Below are 23,724 nucleotides of genomic sequence, written 5' to 3'. Positions count from 1 at the left end.
CACTAAAAATAGTGGCATGATCAATTATTTAAAATACAAACAAATTATGATGAAGTACAATCAACTCATTGCGGTCACTTTATTCGTTTCAGCAATTGGTTTAGGCTCATGTAAGGAACAGTCTAAAGAAAGCAAAGAAGAAAAACAAACAACAGCAGCTACCGAAGGAAGAAAAGAATACTATGAGGTTGCGCCAAATGTAAAACTGCATGTAACTGATTTAGGCAATGGTCCGGCAGTGGTGCTGATCCATGGTTACCCATTAAGCGATGCATCCTGGGAGTATCAGTACCATGCCTTGGTTAAGGCCGGTTATCGGGCAATTGGGATTACTTTAAGAGGCTTTGGTCAGTCTGATAAGCCATTTGGTAAATATGACTATGATCAGTTTGCGGATGATATTAAAAGTGTTTTAGATCAAATGGACATTAAGGACGCTGTAATCGGCGGACATTCCATGGGTGGCGCAATAGTGTTACATTATGTAGCCAAATACAAAGGTGCACATATTAAAAAACTTGGTCTGTTCTCGGCAGCAGCCCCCCGTCACACTAAAACCGCCGATTATCCTTACCCATTGTTTACCAAAGATGATATCAGCCAATGGGTAGCACTTAATAATTCAGATCGCCCGGCATTATTAGCTGCTGTAGGGGCTAAATTTGCGCTAACGCCTAGTTCACTGTCGCCAGGCATTGGCCAGTGGTTATATTCTATTGAACTTCAATCATCAGCCTATGCAATGGAGCAGGCACTTATTTCGCTGAGAGATGAAGATTTGAGGGCTGATCTGGCAAAAATCAAAGTCCCAACTTTAATCATGCATGCAAAAGACGATCACATTGTAGCCTATGCCTTAGCGCAACAAATGAATAAAGGAATCGTGGGTTCTAAACTCGTAACCTTTGATAAAAGCGGTCATGCCTCTTTTCTCGAAGAAAAAGATAAGTTCAGTGAAGAACTGATCAAATTCATTAAAGAATAACCAATTGGTGGATATCTGCACATAACTTTGCGGATATCCACTATTAACACCGTTGGTTTAGCGTCTGGGTAAAAATAACCAAATATAATACTGCCTTGTGGTAATCTTCATCCCATCATCTTCTCACTCATTCTCTCTACTATATTTCGTTTCCAAAATCGCCTTTTAGCGAAATATCGTGAGTCATTTATGGTCATGATATTGATTGCAGTGCATTAACGCCATATTCTTGCCTTTGGCATATTCTTTGAATTCGCGGGTTTGAACATTAACAAAAAAGTCCTTATCGGATCAATCCTCAAACGCTCAGTGATGATGAATAATCATCCGGGTGTTGTTCGTTTTGCGATTGCGTTAAAGTTCATTCATCCAATTCCCGGATAAATATTTTGGGAAAGGTCAATTATAAAAAATGAGAAAGCAGGAATCAGATTATCGCTCCGTAGCCAATGTTTATGGCAATGATGTTCAGCCTCACGCCAATTCTTATTTTGCAGCGCGGGCAGAAATTGTAGGGGAACAAGAAAAGGACTTTAGTTTAAAGGAACTATTTCAAGGTATATTTTCTAAACTAAATCCATTATTTTCTATTGATTGTGCTGCATTGATTCTTTATAACGATGAAATGGACCACATTACAAGAGCATATCTCACAGAGGCTATTTTAGGCAAAATATCCTGTACAGAAATTATTTCCGATCCGACCAGTCTTTCGCTTGTTACAAAAGAAATTTCGGGATTTGATTTTCCGGTGCTTAAGTCGAGGCAAGACTGGATCGCTGATTTTGGCGAGAACCATTGCTTAGCTAACCATCCTACAGAATATCATTTTCATTGTTATATACCTTTAACGCACAACGGCCGCATACTGGGTACTTTCGAACTTCATAATCAAAAACGCGAATTAAGTGCGGAAGGATTGACTTTTTGCTGTAACATTGCCGATTTCATAGCGGGACTGCTCGCTACAATTGAAGAAAAAAATGTAAACGGCCCTGGTTTTGCAAGGTCAGATGCCTCTCAAATTATAAATGGGTCTGAAATATCAGCCTTTGCTGAGGAGAAAATTAAACAGTTAGAAAAGGAAATTGAAAAACTAAGTGCGCAGCTTGCTGAATACCTGATTTTTGAGCCAAAAGAATCATCTGAAATCCTCGCACATCCTGAAATTATTGGCTGTAGCCCTGAAATGAAAGATGTTTACAGACTGCTCAACCGGATTTCTGCTACCGAAACTACAGTTTTAATTTTGGGCGAAACCGGAACGGGGAAAGAGCTGATCGCCAAAGCCGTTCACGATGGGTCTTCAAGAAGCAAAAAAACAATGGTTAAGGTCAACTGTGCCGCCATTCCACCTAATTTAATCGAATCTGAACTTTTTGGTCATGAGAAAGGAAGCTTTACGGGCGCTACAGAAAGACGGATCGGGAAGTTTGAACAAGCGCATAAGGGTACAATCTTTCTGGATGAAATTGGGGAGTTACCACTCGATTTACAAGTTAAATTGCTTCGTGTTTTACAGGAAAAAGAAATAGAACGTGTTGGGGGCAAAACAACTATTGTGACTGATGTGCGCATCATCTCGGCCACCAACAGAAATCTTTTAGAAGAAGTGGAGGCGGGGCGGTTTAGGCGTGATTTATATTACAGGTTAAATGTTTTTCCGGTTTCATTGCCTCCACTTCGAAATCGAAAACCGGATATACCTTTGTTGGCTACTTTTTTCCTGGCGAAATTCGCCAAAAAGTCGAATCGAAATCTTCATGGATTTTCAAAAAAGGCAATTTCCACGATGATGGCTTACAGCTGGCCTGGGAATGTAAGAGAATTGGAGCACCTCATCGAAAGGCAGGTGGTAATGGCAGAGGGTAATGTGATTAAGGATATCGAAATTCCGGAGAATAACAAACAATCCATATCGTCAGCCAGGTCTGTTAAAACCATATTTGAAAATGAACGCGAGCATATATTCACTGTATTAGCGTTATGTAACGGGCGGATTTCCGGTCAGCATGGCGCTGCAAAATTATTGGGTGTTCCGGCAACTACGTTAAATTCGAAAATCAAAAAGCTTGGCCTGGCCAAAAAACACATTTATTGATCATCTTGAAACAATAGTGTTCGTGCTTATTCTTTTGAGCATACTTACTGAAATGGCGATATCTCCTGGAATTTCCAAAGATATCGCCATTTTTCCTGTTATAACGATTGGCCTAAATATCCAATTCGAAAGATGAGCGGGAGGCCTTGTCTGCCTGATCCAACAGATCCGAGTCGTGTTCGGCGGCCCTTTCATCACTAATAATTGTACTTTGATTTAACGCATCTTCCTCGCTGGTTAATGCATCTTCCTTATCGTCAGAAAGTTCTTCTTTATTTGGGTCTATTATCATGGCTTTTTTATTTAAAGATAACCATTTAAATTAGCTTAAGCCGCTCTTTTTTGCTTTTTTATACATTGAATAGCTTATCTTTTGTTCATCTATATTTTAAAAAAAATAAATATGCCGAATTTTATCATAAATTCACTTTATATCGTAAATATTTATTGTTGATTTGTTTTTAAAGTTTTGTTTTACAGTGTGTTGTGTGTTGGTTTGTTTTTTGGTAAATTAACACGTCATTTAAAAAGAACAAATAATTATGGATAACGATTATTTAAAACATATCGGAGAAATGACTTCACTTTCAGAAGTTGTAAATGCCCTCGTTAAACAGGGTTATATTGTCGACTTCAATTTAAAAAGTAGCCAGTTAAGTAGCGGAGAAAACCCAATTCAGGCGTCTCCCGAGCAATTTTTGATCGATAAACATTATCGTTTTGAAGGAGAGTCTGACCCCGATGATGAGGCGATTGTTTATGCCATTTCCTCTATTGATGGTAAAATAAAAGGAATCTTTGTAAACGGTTACGGAACTTCATCTGAAAGCGTCGGTGATGAAGTGATTAAACAATTAAAAACCCGAACTGATTAGGACTGCCCATGAACAAACTTAAACTATATGGTAAACCAGATTCTCCTGAAATTTACCCCATCAGAGATTTTTTAAAACGAAGTGTTATCGATTTCGAATGGTTCGACATTACGCATGATGATTTGGGCTGGGGCCAGGGAATTACCTCATTTAATAATCCGGATAAGCAACCTGTAATAGAGTTCCCTGATGGCAAAGTGATCGTAAATCCAAGCTTAGAACAGATTGCCTGTAACCTGGGCTGGATCACCGAACCCAAATATGCAGAATACGATCTGTCGATTTACGGTGCTGGTCCTGCGGGATTAAGTGCTGCGGTTTATGCTGCATCAGAGGGACTGAAAACTATCTTGATTGAACGTGAAGCCATTGGTGGACAGGCTGGTACCAGCTCGCTGATCGAAAATTATCTGGGTTTTCCTGAAGGAATATCCGGGGCAAACCTTGCTGAAAGGGCCAGGCAGCAAGCGCTAAAATTCGGTGTCGAGATTTTGCTTTTAAAGGAGGGGATCAAAGGCTCGTTTTATGATAATAGAATCCATGTAGATTTTGCTACCGGCGAAAAGCTGGTCGCTAAAACAAATATTTGTGCAACAGGAGTGGAGTATGCCAGATTGAATCTCCCTGATGAGGACCGGTTTTTTCATAAAGGAGTTTATTATGGTGCTGGTGCAAGTGAGGCTTTTTTCTGTCAGGATAAAGACCTTTATATTGTTGGCGGCGGAAACTCTGCCGGACAGGCTGCGACCTATTTTTCTGGCTTTGCCAAACGCGTTTTCATGGTGATCCGAAAAGGTAATCTTGCAGATACCCTATCTGAATACCTGATTCAGCGGATAGCATCGATTAAGAATATTCATGTCCTGTATTATGCTGAAGTAGCGGCACTGGAAGGTGATGATTATTTACAGCGCATCAAAATTGTAAACAGTCAGGATGGAACAGAGGCATGGCACGATACCTCAAAATTATTCATCTGTATAGGTGGGAAACCCAATACCGAATGGGCTGTTGAAACTGCAATCTGCAGGGATAGAAATGGATACCTTTATACAGGTAACGATCTGCTTAGTTTGGATCAATATAAGATGTGTTGGGAGCTGGAACGGCCGCCTTATCATTTAGAAACCAGTGTTCCGGGCTCTTTTGCTGCTGGTGATGTCAGGTTTAATTCGGTAAAGCGGGTTGCATCAGCGGTAGGCGAAGGTGCCATGGCAGTAACTCAGGTTCATCAATATTTATCAAAATTGTAATTATGGAAAACAACAGCATCTGCAGCCACATTGAGGCTGTAAAAGAATTAAAAACTGCAAAAGAACGTGTTTGTGAAACCTGTATAAAACAAGGTACAGATTGGGTGCATCTTCGTACCTGCCAAACTTGTGGCATTACCTTATGCTGTGATTCATCGCCAATGCAACACATGTCTCATCATTGCCGGGCAGAAAAACATCCTGTTATCATCTCATCAGAACCTGGAGAACGGTGGATGTACTGCTTTCTGGATAATGAAATGGTTGAATACTGATTGAATATTATAAAAAAGGCTTTTGGTTAAAGCGTATGGAATTAATGGTAACCTGGCCAGATATAAATAATTAAGAAAAGAAATGCTTTCCGTGGTGACATGGTACATTCGTCCCACTGTTTTCCGGTAAAACTATTTGACCTCATTAATGTTTCTGACAATTACCCCGGGCATCTTTTCGAAAATGTCCTGCATATATTTGCGATGGTTTGCTCCGGCCATTACAACAACCCGCTTAACTCCTTTCTCTTTTGAACGGTTCAGTACGTTGTTGCACATCCCTTCATTTCTCATTAGCCACCAATGTATCTTGGAAAGCATTTCTAACTTATTGATTAAGTGTTAAGATTCAGTTTCATTTTTCATTTCTGCGTAGATTAGTCAACGGAGCCACCTTGAGCCGAATAAAATAATATCGGTGAACAGCAGATCGTAATCAATCAGAATATAATCTGTTTTTTGATAACGCTGGTGCGGAATTTACCGTGACCGCTGTAGGTGAGGGTATCACCAATTTCATTCCGTTCCATGGCTTTAAAATCAATATAACCATAAAGGCTGTCCCCGATGTTATAACTGGATTTGTCAAGGCTAAGTTTTTGATAAACTACCCAATGTAATGGCTCATCCACTTTTCCCTGATAGACCATATCAGAATAGCGGTAGCCTTCAGTATAAAAGCGGTTGTTGTGGTATTTGATTCTGAATCCAGATCCGCCCAAAAGTCCGTTAAGGCCAATGTGGATGTGCAGGGTATCTGTGCCCATAAAGAAGGCTTCGCAGTTATTGTCCTTGGTACCTGGTGGATCTTGCCGGCTCGGGCCTTCCCTGACCAAAAAAGCTACTTCGCTGCTGCGCTTTAGTGTGCTGTCCTGCCCGGGATAAGGCATTATCTCCGGCTGTAAGCCCATTTGAGCAAAGGTTTTATCCTTGGAAAGCGAATGATTAACGGTTACCTCGTCCCATTGCTCGGCAATTTTGTTATTGCAATTGACAAGAATGATGGTGATAAAGAAGAGTGAGCAAGGTAACCTGAAAATGTTCATACGCATTTTTAAAACTGGATGCGGTTTGGGGACCGATTCCAGATTTCTGGTTTTCTATAGGCCTGGCTTTTTGATATCGAAAATACTGATTATTTTTTTTGCAAAATGATGTTTTATTTGTGGCGTTAGTCACTAGTGCCAAATCGATCAACTGAGCATTAGATCCGTTTGCCAATAAGTTAAACGTTTAACATTTTCATCTCAGATTGCCTTTATTTTAGTTGGATCTTTACCTGGAGAGACAACGGTTATTTTTTCTACTTGTAGATATGATCCAAAGGCAGCCAGTCCAGGTTAGTAATGCCGTAGAAATACCCAGCTCTGGATCAGCTAGTTTAAAAGAAGAAAAAATAGCAATAATGGAGATCGCTGTAGCCAGAATATATGGGAATGCCTTTTTCATAATAGGAGTAATCTTCGAATAATAAGTTACCTAAGTCTAGGCAAAAACTAATCCAATGATACTGGAAACATTACTGATGACACTATTATTTCTTTTAACTGACATTTCTACTAAAAAAGTCAGGTTTATATAATTTGACTTTACGCAAAAGCAACTTTAAGATTCAGATCTAAATAATTTATTATATTGATTTCTTGAATATAGGACAATGAAAGATAAAATATTCACTAGGAATCAGTAAGTTTTTTTCCAGAACAGCCTTGGCTGTTCTGGATTCTTCTTTGCACCAAATTAGCTCATCTGTGAATAAAGTGAAGAAACACTCTTAATCAATATATAGCCAGAGCGCCATGCGTCTATCTTTGCATCAGAATCAAAAGAATCCCTGAATATTTGAGGTATTGCCTCAGGTGTTTTAAGGCAGTAGTAAGTTGGTTCTCCACTGTGCGTTTTGAAATATTCAGTTTCACGGCAATCTCAATGATACTCAGGTTTTCCTTTCTGCTCAGCAGGTAAATCTCCCGGCACCTTTTTGGCAGTTCGTTGAGCATTAACATAATCTTTTCATCGAATTCTTCTTGCCCAATTTTTTCTTCTCCTTTATTGGTGGTTGAAAGATTACCCAGCGCAAAAGTATGTTCATTCTGGCTGTAATCCTCGATATAATTTATGGGCACTGCTTTTAGCTCCTGTTTTTTTCTGATCCCACGGTAACTGGCACTGGTGAGTACATAGTTCTTAAATGAGCCGATATTCAACTCATGCCTTCTCTTCCAGATGTTAAGGAATATATCATGGGTAATCTCAAGCGCCGCTTCCTCGTCTTTGACATACCGGTAACACACTGCATACACTTTCGACCAATAGCGATCAAACAGGGCGTTGAATGCTTTTTCATCATCTAAAAGTATAAGCTGCAATAATTCGGGGTCCGTATGATCGCTGGTTGGCATAAGTTTGTTTCAAATAAAGCTATGATTTAAAATCGAAATAAAAAATCGCTGCACACTATGATATTCGACTCTGAACAGCTTGTTTTATTAAACTTTAATTTTTTTATTTTTTTTATGTGTGTGGCAATCACAATCCGTGTCTATATATTAAAGGACCAAATTTAAACCCTACTTGCCCGGTATGACAGAAGACCAATATCTTTCCCTTTGTGAGAAATACCTGAACGGAACAATTACGCCCGAAGAAGAAACTACGCTTTTGGCTTATCAAGATGCTCAAGGGCTTTCAGGCCTTTCCGTTACAGCAGGAGAAGAGGAGCGTTTAGGTAAAATCTTAAGAACAAGGCTTCATCACAGTATCAGCGCGCAGTCACCGGCAAAAACCTTCTTTGGCATCAGAGGCCTAAGCTGGCAGGCTGCAGCAGCATTAGCAGCATCGCTCTTACTGGTAATTTATTTGGGGAGGGGTGTTTTTAAAACAGAAAAATCTAAACAAGGTACCGTACTTGTCAAAAAGAAGGAAGCCAAGGACAAAGATATATTACCAGGTTCGGCAAATGCAGTATTAACGTTGTCGACCGGTGAAAGCATTAAACTCGATGGCTCTGCAAACGGTGTGATCAGCAAGCATGGAAATACTGCGATCTCCAAATCAGGCAATGGACTCATCGTTTCTTCCAATGGCGTAAACCAAAAAAATGGTGTTCTGAACAAGATTACCATTCCGCGGGGCGGTAAATATGATATCACCCTTCCCGATGGTACCCGGGTATGGCTGAATTCTTCCTCATCGTTAAGCTTTCCCACAGTATTTGCTGGTGGGGAGCGTAAGGTTCTTCTTACCGGGGAAGCCTATTTTGAAGTAGCAAAGAACAGAGAAATGCCTTTCAAGGTTGATGTGAATGGAAAACAGGTAGTAGAGGTTCTAGGTACACATTTCAATATTACTGCTTTCAGCGGTGAGGGGGATATTATGACCACCCTACTTGAAGGGTCTGTAAAAATTAATTACAAAAAGTCATCAATTCTGATCAAACCTGGACAGATGGCTGTCAATGACCTGCAGAATAACTTAAAGGTTGTGCCTGCGGACCTGGAAGAGGTAATGGCCTGGAAAAATGATATGTTTATTTTCAATAATGAAAACATCAGCTCGATCATGAAAAAGATATCACGGTGGTATGATGTAGATGTTGAATATAAAGGTGATGTATCGGGAGTTAATTTTGATGGAAATTATTCGCGCTCAAAAGGTCTTAAAAGCCTTCTTAGAAATATTGAATTAACAGATAAAGTTCGGTTTGTAACTGAAGAAAGGAGGATCATCGTTATAGTAAGATAAATACTTTAGCAGATCCAAAAACCGGAAGTGCTTGAGACCACTCCCGGAATTGATTAGTGTAAAACTAATTTGGATCGCAACAATCATTCAAACAACAACTATTTAATCCTAACCAAATGTATAAAATTTTTACTGCACTTCAGTGCGGGGATATCTCTTGCTATACGCAAAAAATCCTTCGAGTTATGAGACTTACAGTCATTTTGATAATGGTCGCCTTTTTACACGCCAGTGCCGGGAGTTTTGCCCAGCAGGTGAGCATAAATGTTAAAGACGCCCCGCTACGGGAAGTTCTGAATCAATTGACCAGGCAGACCGGATACAATTTTATCTGTGATGCAAATGTGATCAGTGGTTCTGCCCCGGTTACTGTAAGATTCAAAAAAACACCGCTTCAACAGGTTTTGGAAGCCTGTTTTTCCAGCCAGTCCGTAGAAATGGTATTTGGCGATAATTCAACTATTGTAATTAAGAAAAAGATCCAGGTTGTGAAACGCCCACTACAGGTTATTTTGGTAAGTGGCATGATTACCGATGCGAAGGGAGTAGGTTTGCCAGGTGTTAGCGTACTGGTAAAGGGGACCAAGACCGGGGTGGTTTCTGATAATGGCGGGGCCTATTCCATTAAAGTAGCTGATCAGAAATCCGTCTTGGTGTTTTCCTTTATCGGGATGGTAAGCCAGGAAATAAGTGTAGGTAGCAGAACAATAATTAATGTGACCATGGCCGATACGCCGCAATCACTCGGTGATGTAGTTGTGGTAGGTTACGGAACACAGTCGCGCACTACTGTTACCTCATCAATTACAAAGGTAGAAGGTAAGAATATAGGAAACCAACCGGTCAGTACTCCGGGTGAAGCTTTGGCAGGACTTGCTGCCGGTGTGCAGGTACAATCTGATCAGGGTGGCAAACCAGGTGCGGCCCCAACCATCAGGGTACGTGGGGTAAGTTCACTTAGCTCATCGAATGATCCGCTTTATGTCGTAGATGGTTATCCACTGGAGACTGCTGCAAACTTTAACCTGATCAATCCCAGTGATATAGAATCGGTGGAAGTACTAAAAGATGCCGCATCGGCTGCTATTTATGGTTCAAGGGCGGCAAATGGAGTTGTTATTGTTACAACCAAAAGAGGAAAGGCAGGGAAAACGGTGTTTTCGGTTTCAGCCTATTCGGGTATACAAGAAGTAAATAAGTATATTGATGTTTTAGGCAAAGAGCAGTATGTGCAACAGGTAAAAGCCTTAAGTCGGATTAAAAATTTGCAGTATCCGGCAATTTTGGATGGTGACATCTCAGCACTCCCTGATGTAGATTGGCAAAAAGAAATCTTCAGAACTGCGCCAATACGCAGCTTCGAATTTAATGCATCCGGTGGTAGCGAAAAAGTTCGTTTTAGTGCTTCTGCAGGGGTGTTTAAACAAAAGGGTGTTTTAATCGGTACTGAGTATACAAGATACAATACCCGTTTAAATCTTGATGCAGACATTGTTAAAAACGTAAAGTTTGGCTTTTCAGTTTCTCCGTCATTTTCAGAGCAGTACAGACAGCCATCTTCAGGTCAGGCCAGTGGTGCGGGAGCAAATCCAAATGATTTTATTATTGGTGTACCGGGACTGCTTGCAGATCTGAATTTGCCCAGCCCGCTTAACCAGGCCTTAACTTTTCAACCAATTGTGCCGGTATATCGGGCCAATGGTGATTTTGCGCAACCCTACGACAGGGAATTAAACTATAATCTTTCTCCAACAGCTGTATTCTCAGCATCCAATTTCTATAATCCGGTGGGCATTCTTAGCCTATCTGTTAACCGGTCGAGAGCTTTTAGGACTTTAAGCAATGCTTTTTTAGAATATACACCGATTACGGGTTTAAAAGTTAAAACATACATTGGTGCAACTTTGGAAAACGAACAGGTTCATGGTTATATTCCGGGTACAATGGCATACAGTTCTGCACCTACAGCATCAGGAGCGAATCCCCAGTTGGCCGGTATTTTTGCCTCAGATAATGTACGAAATAGTTTCGATTGGGTTTGGGAGAACACGGCAACTTATGATAAACAGATCGGGAAGCATCATTTTAACCTATTAGGATTGTTTTCCGCTCAGAAATATGAATCGCAAATCAATTATACTGCGGGTTTGCCGGGTACTTTTATCACTACTTCTGTTCAGAGTCCCTTAGCTTCACCAAATACGGTTGGTACCGAGCTTTTTGATGCTAATACCTTTGTTTCATACGCAGGCAGGTTTACTTACGATTACAATAAGAAATACCTGTTCACCGCTGCGGTACGCCAGGATGGTTCATCCCGTTTTGGTTCAAATAATAAGTTTGCCGTTTTTCCATCTTTCTCAATGGGCTGGAGGCTTGCCGAAGAACCTTTTTTGAAGGAATCGTTACTGAAAATAGGTATCAATGAGTTTAAATTAAGGGGTGGTTATGGCCGTACGGGCAATGCCAATATCGGTAGTTTTACTTACATAAATTCAATCGCCTTAAACCGTAACTATGCCTCGGGTAATTCAAGGATTTTTGGTACACAGCAAACTGGCTTTGCCAATCCTGATTTAACCTGGGAGAAAAATGACCAGACCAGTATTGGAACTGACATCGGCCTATTGCAGAATAAAATCGTTTTAACTTTCGATTATTTTGTCCGTAACTCTAACGGAATGTTGCTTAACAAAGCCTTGCCCTTAGCTATTGGTTATACATCATCATTGCAATCGAGTGTTTACAACTCAACTTACCAGGCCAACTTGGGTAAGCTTCAAAATAAAGGTTTTGAGTTTACGGCCAATACCAACTTTAAGCTTGGGCCGGTAACCTGGACTGCCAACGCCAATTTTTCTACTTACAAAACAAAAGTACTGGATCTAGGTGGGCCTAGCGCATTGCCTGCGGTAAGGGCTATCAATGGCTGGAACAATGTGTATCAGGTTAAAGTTGGTGATCCTTTGGGTATTATGTATGGCTATGAGATTGTTGGTGTGTTCAAAAATGCCGCCGATCTGGCCAATAATGCAAAAGCTACCTCGGGTAATAATATCGGAGATCCAATTATCAAAGATCAGAATGGAGATGGAAAGGTTGATGCCAGTGATGTAACTGAATTAGGGCATGGATTACCGGATTTTACCTATGGACTGACCAATAGTTTCCAATATAAAAACTTCGATCTGAGTATTTTAGTTCAGGGTGTGCAAGAGGTGAATATTATTAATGGTAACAACAGGCAAACCATTACGGGTAATCACAACCAGAACTCATTGGCTAAATATTTTAATAATTATTATGATCCTGCATTTCCTGACAGGGACGTGCTTTATGCCAGTCCTATAGCTACCGGAGCATTGCCAGGACCTGCATTGACCAATTTAGCTGTCGAAAACGGTTCATACTTACGTGTTAGAAACATTACCTTGGGTTACAGGCTTAGTGATAATTTATTGCGTAAGCTATCTATCCAGTCTGCAAGGTTTTATGTAACTGCTCAAAACCCATTTCTGATAACTAAATATTCTGGTTATAACCCTGAGGCGAACATTATGGGGGGAGATCCTACAACACCTGGCGTAGATCAGGGTACATATCCTACTGCACGCACATTTATTTTAGGTATCAATTTTGGCTTTTAACCGCACTAATAAAATGATCATGAAAATTAATAAAATCATCATATGCAGTATATCCGTGCTTATCTTAAGCATGGCCATTACTTCCTGCAAAAAATCCTTTGTAGAATTAACACCTAAAGGAATAGTTCCTGTAAATACTTTTTACACCACCGAGATTGATATAAAATCGGCCCTTACGGGGGCTTACAGTAGTCTGCGCCCTATTTATAATGAACAATATGGTTTTGGCGAACTTCCTTCAGATAATGCCCAGACTTATGGAGAGAGCGAAGTGCTTTACGGTGAACAGGATAAGCTAACCTGGACTGCCAATTCTACCAATTTACAAAATGCATGGGGCAGGTTCTATGCAACCATCGCTTATGCCAATATTGTTCTTGACCATGTTGCTGCACCACCGATGACTACCGCTAACCGTAATGCCTATATTGGGCAGGCAAAGTTTCTTCGTGCTTTGATGTATTTTAATTTAGTTAGGATGTTTGGTGGGGTTCCGTTGGTATTGAATGAGATTACCTCAGAACAACAGGCCTATACCTACAACAGGGCAACTGCTGATGCTGTTTATGCCCAGATAGAAAAGGATTTAACGGAAGCTGCTGCATTACTGCCTGCAAATTATACCGGTACTGATATTGGCCGCGCTACAAGTATTGCCGCCAATGGACTGCTGGGTAAAGTTTATATGTTCCAAAGTAAATTTACCCAAGCTGAAAGCATTTTGGCAACGGTGGCTGCAAGTGCAGGTACTTTATTGCCTTACGATCAGATTTTCGGATTGGGAAAAGATAATAACAGAGATATACTTTTCTCCGTTCAATATCTTGGCGGCGGTTTTGGCGAGGGAAATACTTTTGCAAGAAGCTTCGTGCCGCAACCATCGGGCACAACAATTACTGCTGTAACCGGTAACAGTAACAACAGTGGGACAAAAGATTTATATGATAGTTTTGAAGCAGGGGACAATCGCTTAAATACGGCAATTGGCGTATATAGTGCAGGGACTTTGGTGTATTATTATGCTAAAAAGTTTGTATACCAGAGCGTTGGTGCCAATAGTGAAGGAGATAATGACTGGCCGGTTTTACGCTACAGCGATATCGTTTTATTATATGCCGAAGCTTTAAACGAAAATGGTAAAACCCCGCAGGCACTTACGCAACTAAACCTGGTCCGTACGCGCGCTAACCTAACTGCTAAATCTGGACTATCCCTGGCTGATGCAAGAATTGCTATCCAGCATGAAAGAAGGGTAGAGCTTTGCTTTGAAGGGGAGAGATGGTTCGATTTGATCAGATGGGGGATAATGGTCAATGTAATGCAGGCCCATAAAACCAATTATGTATCGGCAAACGGTTTAATTGGAAATGTAGTGCCAACATTAGCATTATATCCTATACCCACCAGAGAAATTCAGCTCAACCCGAATTTAAGACAGAACCCAGGTTATTGAGCGGGTCGATACACCAATCTCTTATAGATTGAGACCGTTATTTCATATCACAAGGCTGCAATGGATCATTGTAGCCTTGTTGTTTTTTGTGTTTTTCTTTGGCGTTTCGCACATAGACGTCCCCTGCATGACCACTATTGGTAACTGATCAATGCCTTCTATAGGTCACCCAGTTGATCAAATGGTGTATTTACATTCGCTGGAAAACGCATCACGCTGAAAAACATACCGTCAGGCTTGAACATGGTTCGCTGCTCCTGATGAAAGGAGATCTACAGACCATGCGGGACCATAGGATTGCAAAAATCAACCAGACCGATGGGGTCAAGGCTCAATTTGACTTTTAGAAAAATCATTGAGACTTAAAATTCATATGTAATTGCATGATTATCTTTATATCGCCATACATTATAAATACCCAAACCAAAGCACACTGATCTCCTAATAGCAAAATATAAATCAGCGCTGCCCCGAACCTTTCGCAGAATAAATTGTTGAACCATAAAAAGCACTATGGAAACCACAGGAGATCGTGAACAGCCGAAAAAAGAAACGGGAGAGCAAAAGGTTCTCCTGGATCCTGCCATCACCGCAGAGACCGACGAACTGGACCCCAGATTCCAGCAGGATCAGACAATTAATGACAAGCCGGCAGAAGAAAGCAATAATATACCTAATCAATAACAGAAAATGGAACAGTTCAGAATAGAAGTGGCAGTAGAGGATAAGGGTAGGTTTTACGACATCCGCCCTTTGGGAAATGCCCGGTATGAAATATCAGAAAACGGCCAGGTAATCGGCACTATTCAATTGGATGAGAGAGATCATGCCCGATGCGAAAGCCAGGGCTGTGAACTGGATCTTCCGGCATTGCATGCAGTCCGCGAAGGCATACAGGCTCATGAAGGCTGGGATGAGGCTATAGGGCACGCCTAGCAAAGCTTAGCCGTTAAGGTAAAGTGGCTGTGCAACTCTGGGTTAGCTTTCCAAGTTGACTTGCCTAAATAATTTCTTGGTAATGAGTTTCATATTTTCACCAAGCTGGTCTAGTGTGCAGTTCAGTACAGATTTATGAATAAGATTTCATAAATCCTTTTCGGTCAAAATGACTTTCTGATTTTTCCATTCTGTAATCTTCCTATATCTTTCCCATTAGGACAGTTTAGCTGACAGGTAATCAAAGTTATTACAGCTTTGCCACAAGGTCTTGTTGCCGATGACGTAGAAGTGTTTTTTTGCTCTGGTGAGCGCCACGTTAAGCATATTGGGTTTAGCTGATGCCCACCTTCTCGCGCCTTCGCTTTTAGGGTCGCTACCGAGTACGAGGAAGACAGTGTCGGTTTCTTTGCCCTGAAAGGTGTGTATGGTTCCGCACTTTACTTTGGGGTACTTTTTGTTGAGTTCCATACGGCATTTATCGGCTACGGATTTGAATGGGGAGATGACGAAGATATTGTCTGTATCTTGGATGATGGCTAGTTTTTCTTTTAACAGTTCGATTTCTTCCCTGATGACCTGTTTATTTTCAATGGTTTTTCCCGCAATATGGAACCAGGTGGATGGGCCGAGTGCTGTGCTGTTTTTATCATCATGAGTTGCTTTGACCATTTGATCTGAGTAAGCGATATGATTAGCGATGGAGAACATGGGGTCAGCGCATCTGCGGTGCGTACGAAGTGGGAATCCTGTCCAGATTTTCTGTTCGTCGCTCTGTTTCATCTCTGTGCCATAAAGGCTGATGCGATCGGCGAGCTGCTGGGCGGAAGATAGCTGTGGGAACCAGATAGGTTCATTTTTATAGGGACGGTTGAGTATTTCAATGAGCTTTGCCGGACTGGTTACTACAGGTTCGATCTGTAGCGGATCTCCAATAATGATGGATCTTTTTGATCTGTTTATGATTCCTGCTGCCGATTGTACAGTAGCCTGTCCGGCCTCGTCCAAAAGGAGCCAGCCTATGCTGTCCTCTTCGAGGTTTTTAAACAGGCGGCTGACTGAGGCAAGCGATGTGGATACAACAGGAACCAGAAAGAAAAAGGTTTTCCATACACTGGAAGCAATTGTTTTGGAAACAGCGGCTTTGCCATCAAGCATTTCAAGTAGTATATTGATGTTGTTGCGAAACTGTTTGGCATTGCTAAGTACAGCATACTCATGGATCTTGAGGCTTGTTAAGAATATATTGGACCTTAGGGTATTGAGTTTCTCTGATGACCATGGATTACTTTTATGAAAAGCAGATCTGTCTTCGGTATAGGCTTTGTACAGGTTTTCATCAGGTAGGTTGTTAGATGCTATTCCGTAGTCCTGTTGAAGTGTCTCTTTTTTTGTTGTATATGCTTTAATCCTGCTTTCAATTAAAGCAAGTTCTTTCTTAATATCTTTTTGCCCTGCCTCATTTTTATCCAGGTTGGTTCTTAATTGCTGCTCTTCTTTCCCGGTTTCCGAAATGCTTCTACTAACTTTATTGAGATCGTTTAGATACTGTTGTAAAGGCGGGTTCCATCGTTTAAAGGACTTGGTATTGAAAAGCTTTTGAAAGAAGAAAAAGGAAGGCTTGCCTAGCTGGTGAAGGGCGATAAGTTCTTTGGTCTCTTTTAGCGCTGCCTTTAACCTGTTCAAGACTTCTTTTAGATCTTTGATCTGGTTTTCGAAGGTTATGGCTTTTTGCTTTAGATCATTGAGATTGCGTTGTAGTTTCGTTTCTTCCTTTATGTCAGCTAACTGTTTTGGTAGCGCGGCATGGAATGCGCTGGCTAATTTGCGGAAGGCCTCGAATTCCTGGATTAACCCTGTAAGTTCTGTTTTGGTCTGTTCAAATTTTCCACGGTAGCCAAGGGTATGATCGATATCTTCTGGATTATTGTATAAAGAACCCAGGTAATGGCTGAATCTTTTCTCTTCTTTGGAATTGAACCAGAAGTTTGATTTGAAAAATCCTCTGTTCTCTGAATTGCCCAGTGCTACGGCCAGCAGTCCCCAGCTTTCCTTTTCGATCATGGACTTTGTATGGGCGATGAAATATCCAGCCTCGGTAAAGCTAGGGTCTATCTTGTTCCTTTGTGGAAGTTCTTTGGATATATTCTCCACGGCTGCATTGTTGTTGCTGGCCACAACGATCCCTGTGTCCTCAAATAGTGGGGTTTTGATAGGGAAATGGGTAAGGAAATCTGATTCGCGTTGGATGCGTTCACCAGGCATAAACATCAGGATATTGTTTGCTTTGATGAGTTTTTGCGCGCGCTGTACAATAACATCTGCTATTATATCACTAAGCAATGTTGTCTTACCTGTACCTGGAGGACCGTTAATGCCCATGATCCCACCGTCTTTTAAATCTTCAAGAGCGATGTTCATCGCACCTAATTGGGCAGCGTACGCGCCAAATTGCGGATTAGAAGGCCATCTTCCCATCGGCATCTTATTGGGATCTATTGTTTTAAAGAATGCACCGGCTTCTTTTAGAAGATCGGTTCTTTGCTTGGGATTGAGCTCCGGGATCAGGTAGTTGCTCAGTCCTTTGTTCCATTTTTTTGGATGGTTGATAAGCTGGTTTAGATCATCCAGATAAAAGCTGTTGAGGAAACTGGTGTCCGCATTTTTGATCTTTTTCGATATGATAATGCGCTGGCAATAAATGGTAGCTTCACATTCGAGGTCTTGGATGTTTAAACTGTTCAGTACACTGACCTCTCTTTTCAGCTCCTTCCAGCCGATAAAATGCTGTTGCACAGGTTTATCTGGTTCGTCAGAAAATGGCTTTATGGTATGTCTCTCTGTAAAAGCTTCCTGTACTTTTTCCAGCTTTTCTACTACTGTTTCCATTTCTTGACCATTCTGGAGGCATTTTAATCCATGAAGGTAAGAAGCCTGTAGGTATGCGCCCTCCTCGCTCAAGGTTCCCTCTTCTTCTATTACGAGTACAGCCATGCAGGTATCACCGGTAATTTTTTCCATCCAGTCCGGTTTTTCATCGCTTTCGCCAGTAAACTTTTCGATCAGTCCGGTAACATGCAGTTTTTTCTGCTTTCCAAAATATAGGATATACCTTCGTTTGGCATCTTCCAGAGATTCCTGGGGAATTGTCCATGGTAGGGGCGAACCGGCTTCTAGATAATTTAGCTTATCTGGCATGTCTGGGAGATTGAAAATTTCAATGTCCCTCCAGAACTGGAGAATGTTTTTCTGTTTTTCCAAGAGCATAATCTTTATGTGCTTAAAATAACCAAATTTTTCAGACAATTAAATTTTAATACCGCTTGACGCACCTGGCATATGCGTTATTTGGTCAAAAAAGCCACTAAATACCAAAAACAAAAGCCTGCAAATTATTGATTTGCAGGCTTTTATTGTTTTTTTTGGTGAATTTTGTTACTGATTCCAGTGGAGCCGAAGGGAGTCGAACCCTTGTCCAGTTGTGAGATAAATTATACCTTCTACATGCTTATTTTTCAATTGATTTTCGGGAAATAAACGGGCTGAAAACCGACCTTATTTAAATCCTTAGATACTTTATCTCACTTTAAGTCGTATCTCCTTAAAGCCAGCTTTGTTGTTTCGATGCCCCAGATTCTAACCCAACAATGCAGCAGTTAGAGGGACAAAAGCTAATTAGTTCTAAACTAAGCAGCTAAGGCGTAAGTATTTTCGCCAACTAAAATGTGAACGTTCACTTTAAGTGCTCTCCGTACAACGCACTGCATGCTAACATAACCTTCGCCACCCTGTCAAATCCAAGAACGGCCCCTTTTCAGTTTACAGTTTTGAATAATCAATTTGTAAACCGGATACAAATATACAAATAAAATGCCAAATAATAGCTTTAAACTGTTATTTGGCATTTAAAACCGTGAACTGAAAACTGTAAATTGAAAACTGTAAACTATACTGTTCTTCCCGGATATTGTTGCAAGGCTACTTCCAAACAGTCCATAGCTGCATTTAAATCCGAAATATTTAATACATATGCCATTCGTACTTCATTTTTACCAGAACCGGGAGTAGAATAGAAGCCCGTTGCAGGCGCCATCATCACCGTTTGGTTATTATGGGCAAAATCTTCTAAAATCCACTGACAGAATTTGTCAGCATCATCAATCGGGAATTTTGCTACCACGTAAAATGCACCGCCCGGATTAGGACAGAAAACACCTTCGATGTTATTTAACCGATTAACCAAAGTATCACGACGTAAAGTATATTCGGTATTTACTTTTTCAAAATAGCTATCGGGTGTATCTACAGCCGCTGCACCAGCAATTTGTTCAACCATACCCGGACTTAATCTTGCTTGTGCAAATTTTAATCCTGATGCAATAACTTCTTTGTTTTTGGTAATTAAACAACCTAAACGTGCACCGCAAGCACTATACCGTTTAGAAACAGTATCCATAACCACCACATTTTCATCCAAACCATCTAAATGCATTGGAGAAATAAACTCTCTTCCATCATAACAGAATTCGCGATAAGCTTCGTCAGAGAATAAAAATAGATCGTATTTAACACAAAGTGTTTTTAATGCCTCTAATTCTGCCCTTGAATATAAATAACCAGTTGGGTTATTAGGGTTACAAATGATGATTGCCTTCGTTTTTTCTGTTATCAGTTTTTCGAATTCGGCAATCGGAGGCAAAGCAAAACCATTTTCAATGTAAGAAAGGATGGGTTTTACCACTACGTTGCTCATGCAGGCAAAGCCATTGTAATTGGCATAAAAAGGCTCTGGAATGATAATTTCATCGCCCTCGTTTACGCAGGTTTGCATGGCAATGGTGATGGCCTCAGAACCACCAACTGTTACCAATATATTTTCGGGTGTAATATTATAACCCAGTTTATTGTAGTATTCGGTAAGTTTTAAGCGGTATGCAAGTGTACCTTCTGATGGAGTATAGGCCCAAACATTAAAATCAATGTTTTTGATGGCGTTTAACATTCCTTCAGGTGTTTCGATATCTGGTTGACCAATATTTAAATGGAAAACTTTTTTACCATCTTTTTTAGCTTGATCTGCAAATGGAGTTAACTTTCTGATTGGCGATGCAGGCATCTGCACACCTTTTTGTGAAATTTTTGGCATGGCACAAAAATAAAAAAGTCCCGATGAAAATCGGGACTTTTTAAATATTATCGTTTAAATAATTATTTCGAAGCTGCAGCAACCGTTTCACCTTTAATGTAAAGCACTTTAATTGGTGTTTTAGCATTTGACGTAATGGTTACAGCTTTTGAAAAAGTTGATGGACCAGCAGCAGCGTTAAAGGTTACTGAAATTACACCAGTTTCTCCTTTTTTCAATGGGGTAGAAGTGTATTTAGGTACTGTACATCCACAACTTGCTTCAGCTTTGGTAATAATTAATGGCTCTTCGCCAATATTGGTGTATTTGAAATCGTAAGTTACTGGTTTGTTTAAAACGATTTTACCGAAATCGTGAGTTTCCGATTCAAATTTAAACTCTGCAGGTTTAGTTTGTGCATTTACAGCAATACCTAAACCTAAAACAAAAGCGAATAATACTAAGATCTTTTTCATGTTATGTGGTTGTAATTATTTTTTTTAATTCTAAAACAAATTTAATGTTTTCATATTAAAACAAAAACTATTCCAAATATATTTTACAAATCCATATATAATTTTACAATCTAGGATAAAGGCAAACTTTTAATTTTGTATATATTTGCCGCAACCAATCTTTGATTACTATGCCGAATGAAAAATTGATGACCAACACTATTGATGCTTCCGAACTCAGTTTTAATGATTTTAAATCTATCGTTATAAATGACTATAAAATAGCCTTTGAAAGTAGGCAGGCCAGTGTTTTAGGCCGTAGAGAAGTATTAACAGGGAAGGCTAAATTTGGTATTTTTGGCGATGGAAAAGAGGTACCCCAGGTGGCTATGGCGAAAGCTTTTAAAAACGGCGATTGGCGCTCGGGCTATTACCGCGATCAAACTTTTGCCTTTGCAACGGGAATTTCTACCATTAAAGAATTCTTCGCACAGCTTTATGCCAATCCAACTGACGGGGCCGATCCATTTTCAGGTGGAAGGCAAATGAACTGCCATTTTGCAACAAAATCAGTTAATGAAGATGGAAGCTGGAACGACTTAACGCAGATTAAAAACTGTTCGTCAGATATTTCTCCTACCGGTGGCCAAATGGCCCGTTTGGTAGGCTTAGCTTATGCTTCTAAATTATTTAGGCAAAATAAGGAACTGGATTATTTAAAACACTTTTCGGTTAACGGAAATGAAGTTGCTTTTGGTACCATTGGTAATGCCTCGACTTCTGAAGGCGTGTTTTTTGAAGCCATTAATGCCGCAGGTGTATTGCAGATACCCATGGCCATCTCAATTTGGGATGATGCTTATGGCATTTCAGTTCCGGCAAAATATCAAACTACAAAAGAAGATATTTCTGAAGTTTTAAAAGGTTTTCAGCGTGAGCCTGATCAACCAGGATATGAAATTTATAAAGTAAAGGGCTGGGATTATCCAGCTTTATGCGAGGTGTATGAAAAAGCAATAAATGTATGTAGAGATGAACATGTACCTGTTTTAATTCATGTTACCGAACTTACTCAGCCTCAGGGGCACTCTACCTCTGGCTCGCACGAAAGGTATAAATCAAAGGACCGTTTAGCTTGGGAAACCGAACACGATTGCATCCTGAAAATGCGTGCCTGGATGCTCGATTCGGCAGTAGCAACCGAAGAGGAAATTGCAGCGGTTGAAAAAGACGCAAAGGTTTTTGTACGCAATGCACAAAAAGAAGCTTGGAATGAGTTTTTGGATAGCATTAAACCCGAACAAAAACAAGTGGTTGATTTAATTGGTGGTGTAGCTAAACATCAACCGGAACTGGCTAGAATCGCTGCAAATCTAGCCTCAACTGCCGATGCACAACGCAGGGAAGTGTTCACGGCTGTGCGAAAAGCCATCCGTTTATCGGCTAGTTTTAATTCTCCCGAACGCAATGAACTGTTAGCCTGGTATAAACAGCAGGCTAAGGCTAATCACGACCGTTATAACTCTAAACTGCATACTGATGGCAAAGAAAGTCCGGATATGATTGCAGTCGTTAACGCGGCATATGATGAACAATCAAAAATGGTCGACGGTAGGGAAGTGCTTAATGCCTGCTTTAACGAAAACTTTGCCCGCGATCCACGGTTAGTGGCTTTCGGAGAAGATTTAGGAAATATTGGCGATGTAAATCAAGGTTTTGCAGGTTTACAGGCCAAATATGGTGAGTTGAGGATTACCGATACTGGAATTAGAGAAATGACCATTATGGGGCAAGGCATTGGTTTGGCCATGAGGGGCTTAAAACCAATTGCCGAAATACAGTATCTTGATTATTTAATTTTTGCACTAAATGTACTCAGCGACGATTTAGCATCACTATCATACCGAACCAAAGGAATTCAAAAAGCACCTGTTATTGTGCGTACCCGTGGCCATCGATTAGAAGGAATCTGGCATTCAGGTTCACCAATCAGCATGATTTTAGGTGCTTTAAGGGGGATGCATTTATGCGTACCAAGAAATATGACTCAAGCTGCAGGCATGTACAACACCCTTTTTAGGGCTGATGAGCCTGCTGTAGTAATTGAGTGCTTAAATGGTTACCGACTTAAAGAAAAACTACCAACTAATGTTGGCGATTTTACGGTTCCATTAGGTAAAGCAGAGGTTTTAGAAGAAGGAACGGATATAACAGTAGTATCTTACGGGTCTTCGTTAAGAATTGTTCAGGAAGCCGCAGAAGAATTGAGCTTATTGGGCATTTCTGTAGAAATTATTGATCCACAAACATTATTACCTTTCGATACCACTCAGGTTTGTGTAAACTCCCTTGCCAAAACCAATAAATTACTGGTTGTAGATGAAGATGTTCCTGGAGGTGCATCTGCATATATCCTGCAAAAAGTACTCGAAGAGCAAAAAGGTTATTTCCATTTAGATGGTCAGCCGAAAACATTATCGGCTAAAGCACACCGCCCGCCATTTGGATCTGATGGTGATTATTTCAGTAAACCATCGGTTGATGATGTAATTGAAACTATTTATCAGATGATGCACGATGCAAATCCAACTAAATACCCCGCATTTTTTTAATAAAGCAATCGCTGAGGCATAAGATTTAACTGTCTGGATAATTTAAAGGTTTACAAATCAGTTTCTTATTTTGTTTATGCTTAGATGATTGGGATTCTTGATGAAAAGGTAAAAAACTGGTTACCTATTGATCAGTTTTTTAACTACTTTTATAAACCAAATTCTATTTTGTTATTTCAGTATGTTTTATCTCAGCCCGGACATGAAACGCTGTAATTTTCAAGATTTTTTATGCGTATTATATAGAAGAAACAAATCATTGG

Annotated in this window: 19 protein-coding genes and 1 other RNA gene; 11 read left to right on the top strand and 9 right to left on the bottom strand. The window is 40.4% G+C overall.

Features of this window, described 5'->3' with window-relative positions; all coding sequences use genetic code 11:
* Positions 1–16: 16 nt before the first annotated feature.
* Together LQ201_RS23650 and LQ201_RS23645 are read left to right on the top strand one after the other, a co-directional pair.
* Positions 17–985 (top strand): alpha/beta fold hydrolase, encoded by a 969-nt coding sequence (locus tag LQ201_RS23650; RefSeq protein ID WP_230146702.1) that lies wholly within the window; start codon positions 17–19, stop codon positions 983–985.
* A gap of 412 nt (positions 986–1,397) precedes the next feature.
* Positions 1,398–3,086 carry a sigma-54-dependent Fis family transcriptional regulator gene (locus LQ201_RS23645; protein ID WP_230146130.1) on the top strand — a complete coding sequence of 563 codons (1,689 nt, stop codon included), beginning with the start codon at positions 1,398–1,400 and terminating at the stop codon, positions 3,084–3,086.
* Positions 3,087–3,198: 112 nt separating this feature from the next.
* Here LQ201_RS23645 and LQ201_RS23640 read toward each other — a convergent pair whose 3' ends face one another.
* Positions 3,199–3,378: a hypothetical protein gene (locus LQ201_RS23640; RefSeq protein ID WP_215130458.1), complete on the bottom strand. Its 180-nt coding sequence runs from the start codon at positions 3,376–3,378 to the stop codon at positions 3,199–3,201.
* Between the two features lie 250 nt (positions 3,379–3,628).
* On the opposite strand from LQ201_RS23640, the gene LQ201_RS23635 reads away from it, so the two are divergent.
* Genes LQ201_RS23635 through LQ201_RS23625 form a run of 3 tightly spaced genes read left to right on the top strand, consistent with a single transcriptional unit; the run spans position 3,629 to position 5,489 of the window.
* On the top strand, positions 3,629–3,961 hold the full coding sequence (locus LQ201_RS23635; protein ID WP_230146129.1) for a phosphoribosylpyrophosphate synthetase: 333 nt from the start codon (positions 3,629–3,631) through the stop codon (positions 3,959–3,961).
* Between the two features lie 8 nt (positions 3,962–3,969).
* A complete protein-coding gene (locus tag LQ201_RS23630) occupies positions 3,970–5,214 on the top strand; it encodes an NAD(P)/FAD-dependent oxidoreductase (RefSeq protein ID WP_230146128.1) in 1,245 nt (414 codons plus the stop codon).
* A 2-nt stretch (positions 5,215–5,216) separates the two neighbouring features.
* The gene (locus LQ201_RS23625; protein ID WP_215130350.1) at positions 5,217–5,489 is read left to right on the top strand and encodes a UBP-type zinc finger domain-containing protein; all 273 of its coding nucleotides are present in this window, start codon (positions 5,217–5,219) and stop codon (positions 5,487–5,489) included.
* A gap of 132 nt (positions 5,490–5,621) precedes the next feature.
* On the opposite strand, the gene LQ201_RS25750 is transcribed toward LQ201_RS23625, so the two are convergent.
* The 4 genes from LQ201_RS25750 to LQ201_RS23610 all read right to left on the bottom strand — a co-directional run bounded on the left by LQ201_RS25750 (position 5,622) and on the right by LQ201_RS23610 (position 7,891).
* On the bottom strand, positions 5,622–5,810 hold the full coding sequence (locus LQ201_RS25750) for a DUF5694 domain-containing protein (RefSeq protein ID WP_230146127.1): 189 nt from the start codon (positions 5,808–5,810) through the stop codon (positions 5,622–5,624).
* A gap of 119 nt (positions 5,811–5,929) precedes the next feature.
* A complete protein-coding gene (locus LQ201_RS23620) occupies positions 5,930–6,535 on the bottom strand; it encodes a hypothetical protein (RefSeq protein WP_230146701.1) in 606 nt (201 codons plus the stop codon).
* A 229-nt stretch (positions 6,536–6,764) separates the two neighbouring features.
* On the bottom strand, positions 6,765–6,938 hold the full coding sequence (locus tag LQ201_RS23615) for a hypothetical protein (protein ID WP_230146125.1): 174 nt from the start codon (positions 6,936–6,938) through the stop codon (positions 6,765–6,767).
* 356 nt (positions 6,939–7,294) lie between these two features.
* On the bottom strand, positions 7,295–7,891 hold the full coding sequence (locus LQ201_RS23610; RefSeq protein ID WP_230146124.1) for an RNA polymerase sigma factor: 597 nt from the start codon (positions 7,889–7,891) through the stop codon (positions 7,295–7,297).
* A gap of 181 nt (positions 7,892–8,072) precedes the next feature.
* Here LQ201_RS23610 and LQ201_RS23605 point away from each other — a divergent pair, with 181 nt between their 5' ends.
* The 5 genes from LQ201_RS23605 (at position 8,073) to LQ201_RS23585 (ending at position 15,269) form a co-directional block, all read left to right on the top strand.
* Positions 8,073–9,233 (top strand): FecR family protein, encoded by a 1,161-nt coding sequence (locus LQ201_RS23605; RefSeq protein WP_230146123.1) that lies wholly within the window; start codon positions 8,073–8,075, stop codon positions 9,231–9,233.
* Between the two features lie 116 nt (positions 9,234–9,349).
* On the top strand, positions 9,350–12,880 hold the full coding sequence (locus LQ201_RS23600; protein ID WP_371823066.1) for a SusC/RagA family TonB-linked outer membrane protein: 3,531 nt from the start codon (positions 9,350–9,352) through the stop codon (positions 12,878–12,880).
* A 19-nt stretch (positions 12,881–12,899) separates the two neighbouring features.
* Positions 12,900–14,333 (top strand): RagB/SusD family nutrient uptake outer membrane protein, encoded by a 1,434-nt coding sequence (locus LQ201_RS23595; protein WP_230146121.1) that lies wholly within the window; start codon positions 12,900–12,902, stop codon positions 14,331–14,333.
* Positions 14,334–14,846: 513 nt separating this feature from the next.
* Positions 14,847–15,017: a hypothetical protein gene (locus tag LQ201_RS23590; RefSeq protein ID WP_230146120.1), complete on the top strand. Its 171-nt coding sequence runs from the start codon at positions 14,847–14,849 to the stop codon at positions 15,015–15,017.
* A 6-nt stretch (positions 15,018–15,023) separates the two neighbouring features.
* Entirely contained in the window at positions 15,024–15,269 is a 246-nt protein-coding gene (locus LQ201_RS23585) for a hypothetical protein (RefSeq protein ID WP_230146119.1), read from the top strand.
* 216 nt (positions 15,270–15,485) lie between these two features.
* Here LQ201_RS23585 and LQ201_RS23580 read toward each other — a convergent pair whose 3' ends face one another.
* From LQ201_RS23580 to LQ201_RS23565, 4 genes are all read right to left on the bottom strand, one after another.
* A complete protein-coding gene (locus LQ201_RS23580; protein ID WP_230146118.1) occupies positions 15,486–18,467 on the bottom strand; it encodes an ATP-binding protein in 2,982 nt (993 codons plus the stop codon).
* A 247-nt stretch (positions 18,468–18,714) separates the two neighbouring features.
* Positions 18,715–19,080: a transfer-messenger RNA gene (gene ssrA, locus LQ201_RS23575) on the bottom strand.
* A 135-nt stretch (positions 19,081–19,215) separates the two neighbouring features.
* Positions 19,216–20,415: a pyridoxal phosphate-dependent aminotransferase gene (locus tag LQ201_RS23570; protein ID WP_230146117.1), complete on the bottom strand. Its 1,200-nt coding sequence runs from the start codon at positions 20,413–20,415 to the stop codon at positions 19,216–19,218.
* 62 nt (positions 20,416–20,477) lie between these two features.
* A complete protein-coding gene (locus tag LQ201_RS23565; RefSeq protein WP_057934084.1) occupies positions 20,478–20,870 on the bottom strand; it encodes a DUF1573 domain-containing protein in 393 nt (130 codons plus the stop codon).
* Positions 20,871–21,040: 170 nt separating this feature from the next.
* On the opposite strand from LQ201_RS23565, the gene LQ201_RS23560 reads away from it, so the two are divergent.
* Entirely contained in the window at positions 21,041–23,461 is a 2,421-nt protein-coding gene (locus LQ201_RS23560; RefSeq protein ID WP_230146116.1) for a thiamine pyrophosphate-dependent enzyme, read from the top strand.
* Positions 23,462–23,724: the final 263 nt, after the last annotated feature.

Source organism: Pedobacter sp. Bi126 (genome assembly GCF_918698245.1).
Taxonomy (GTDB): Bacteria; Bacteroidota; Bacteroidia; order Sphingobacteriales; family Sphingobacteriaceae; genus Pedobacter.
The sequence above is the reverse complement of the archived record's forward strand: the minus strand, read 5'-3'. Positions and strand labels throughout refer to the sequence as shown.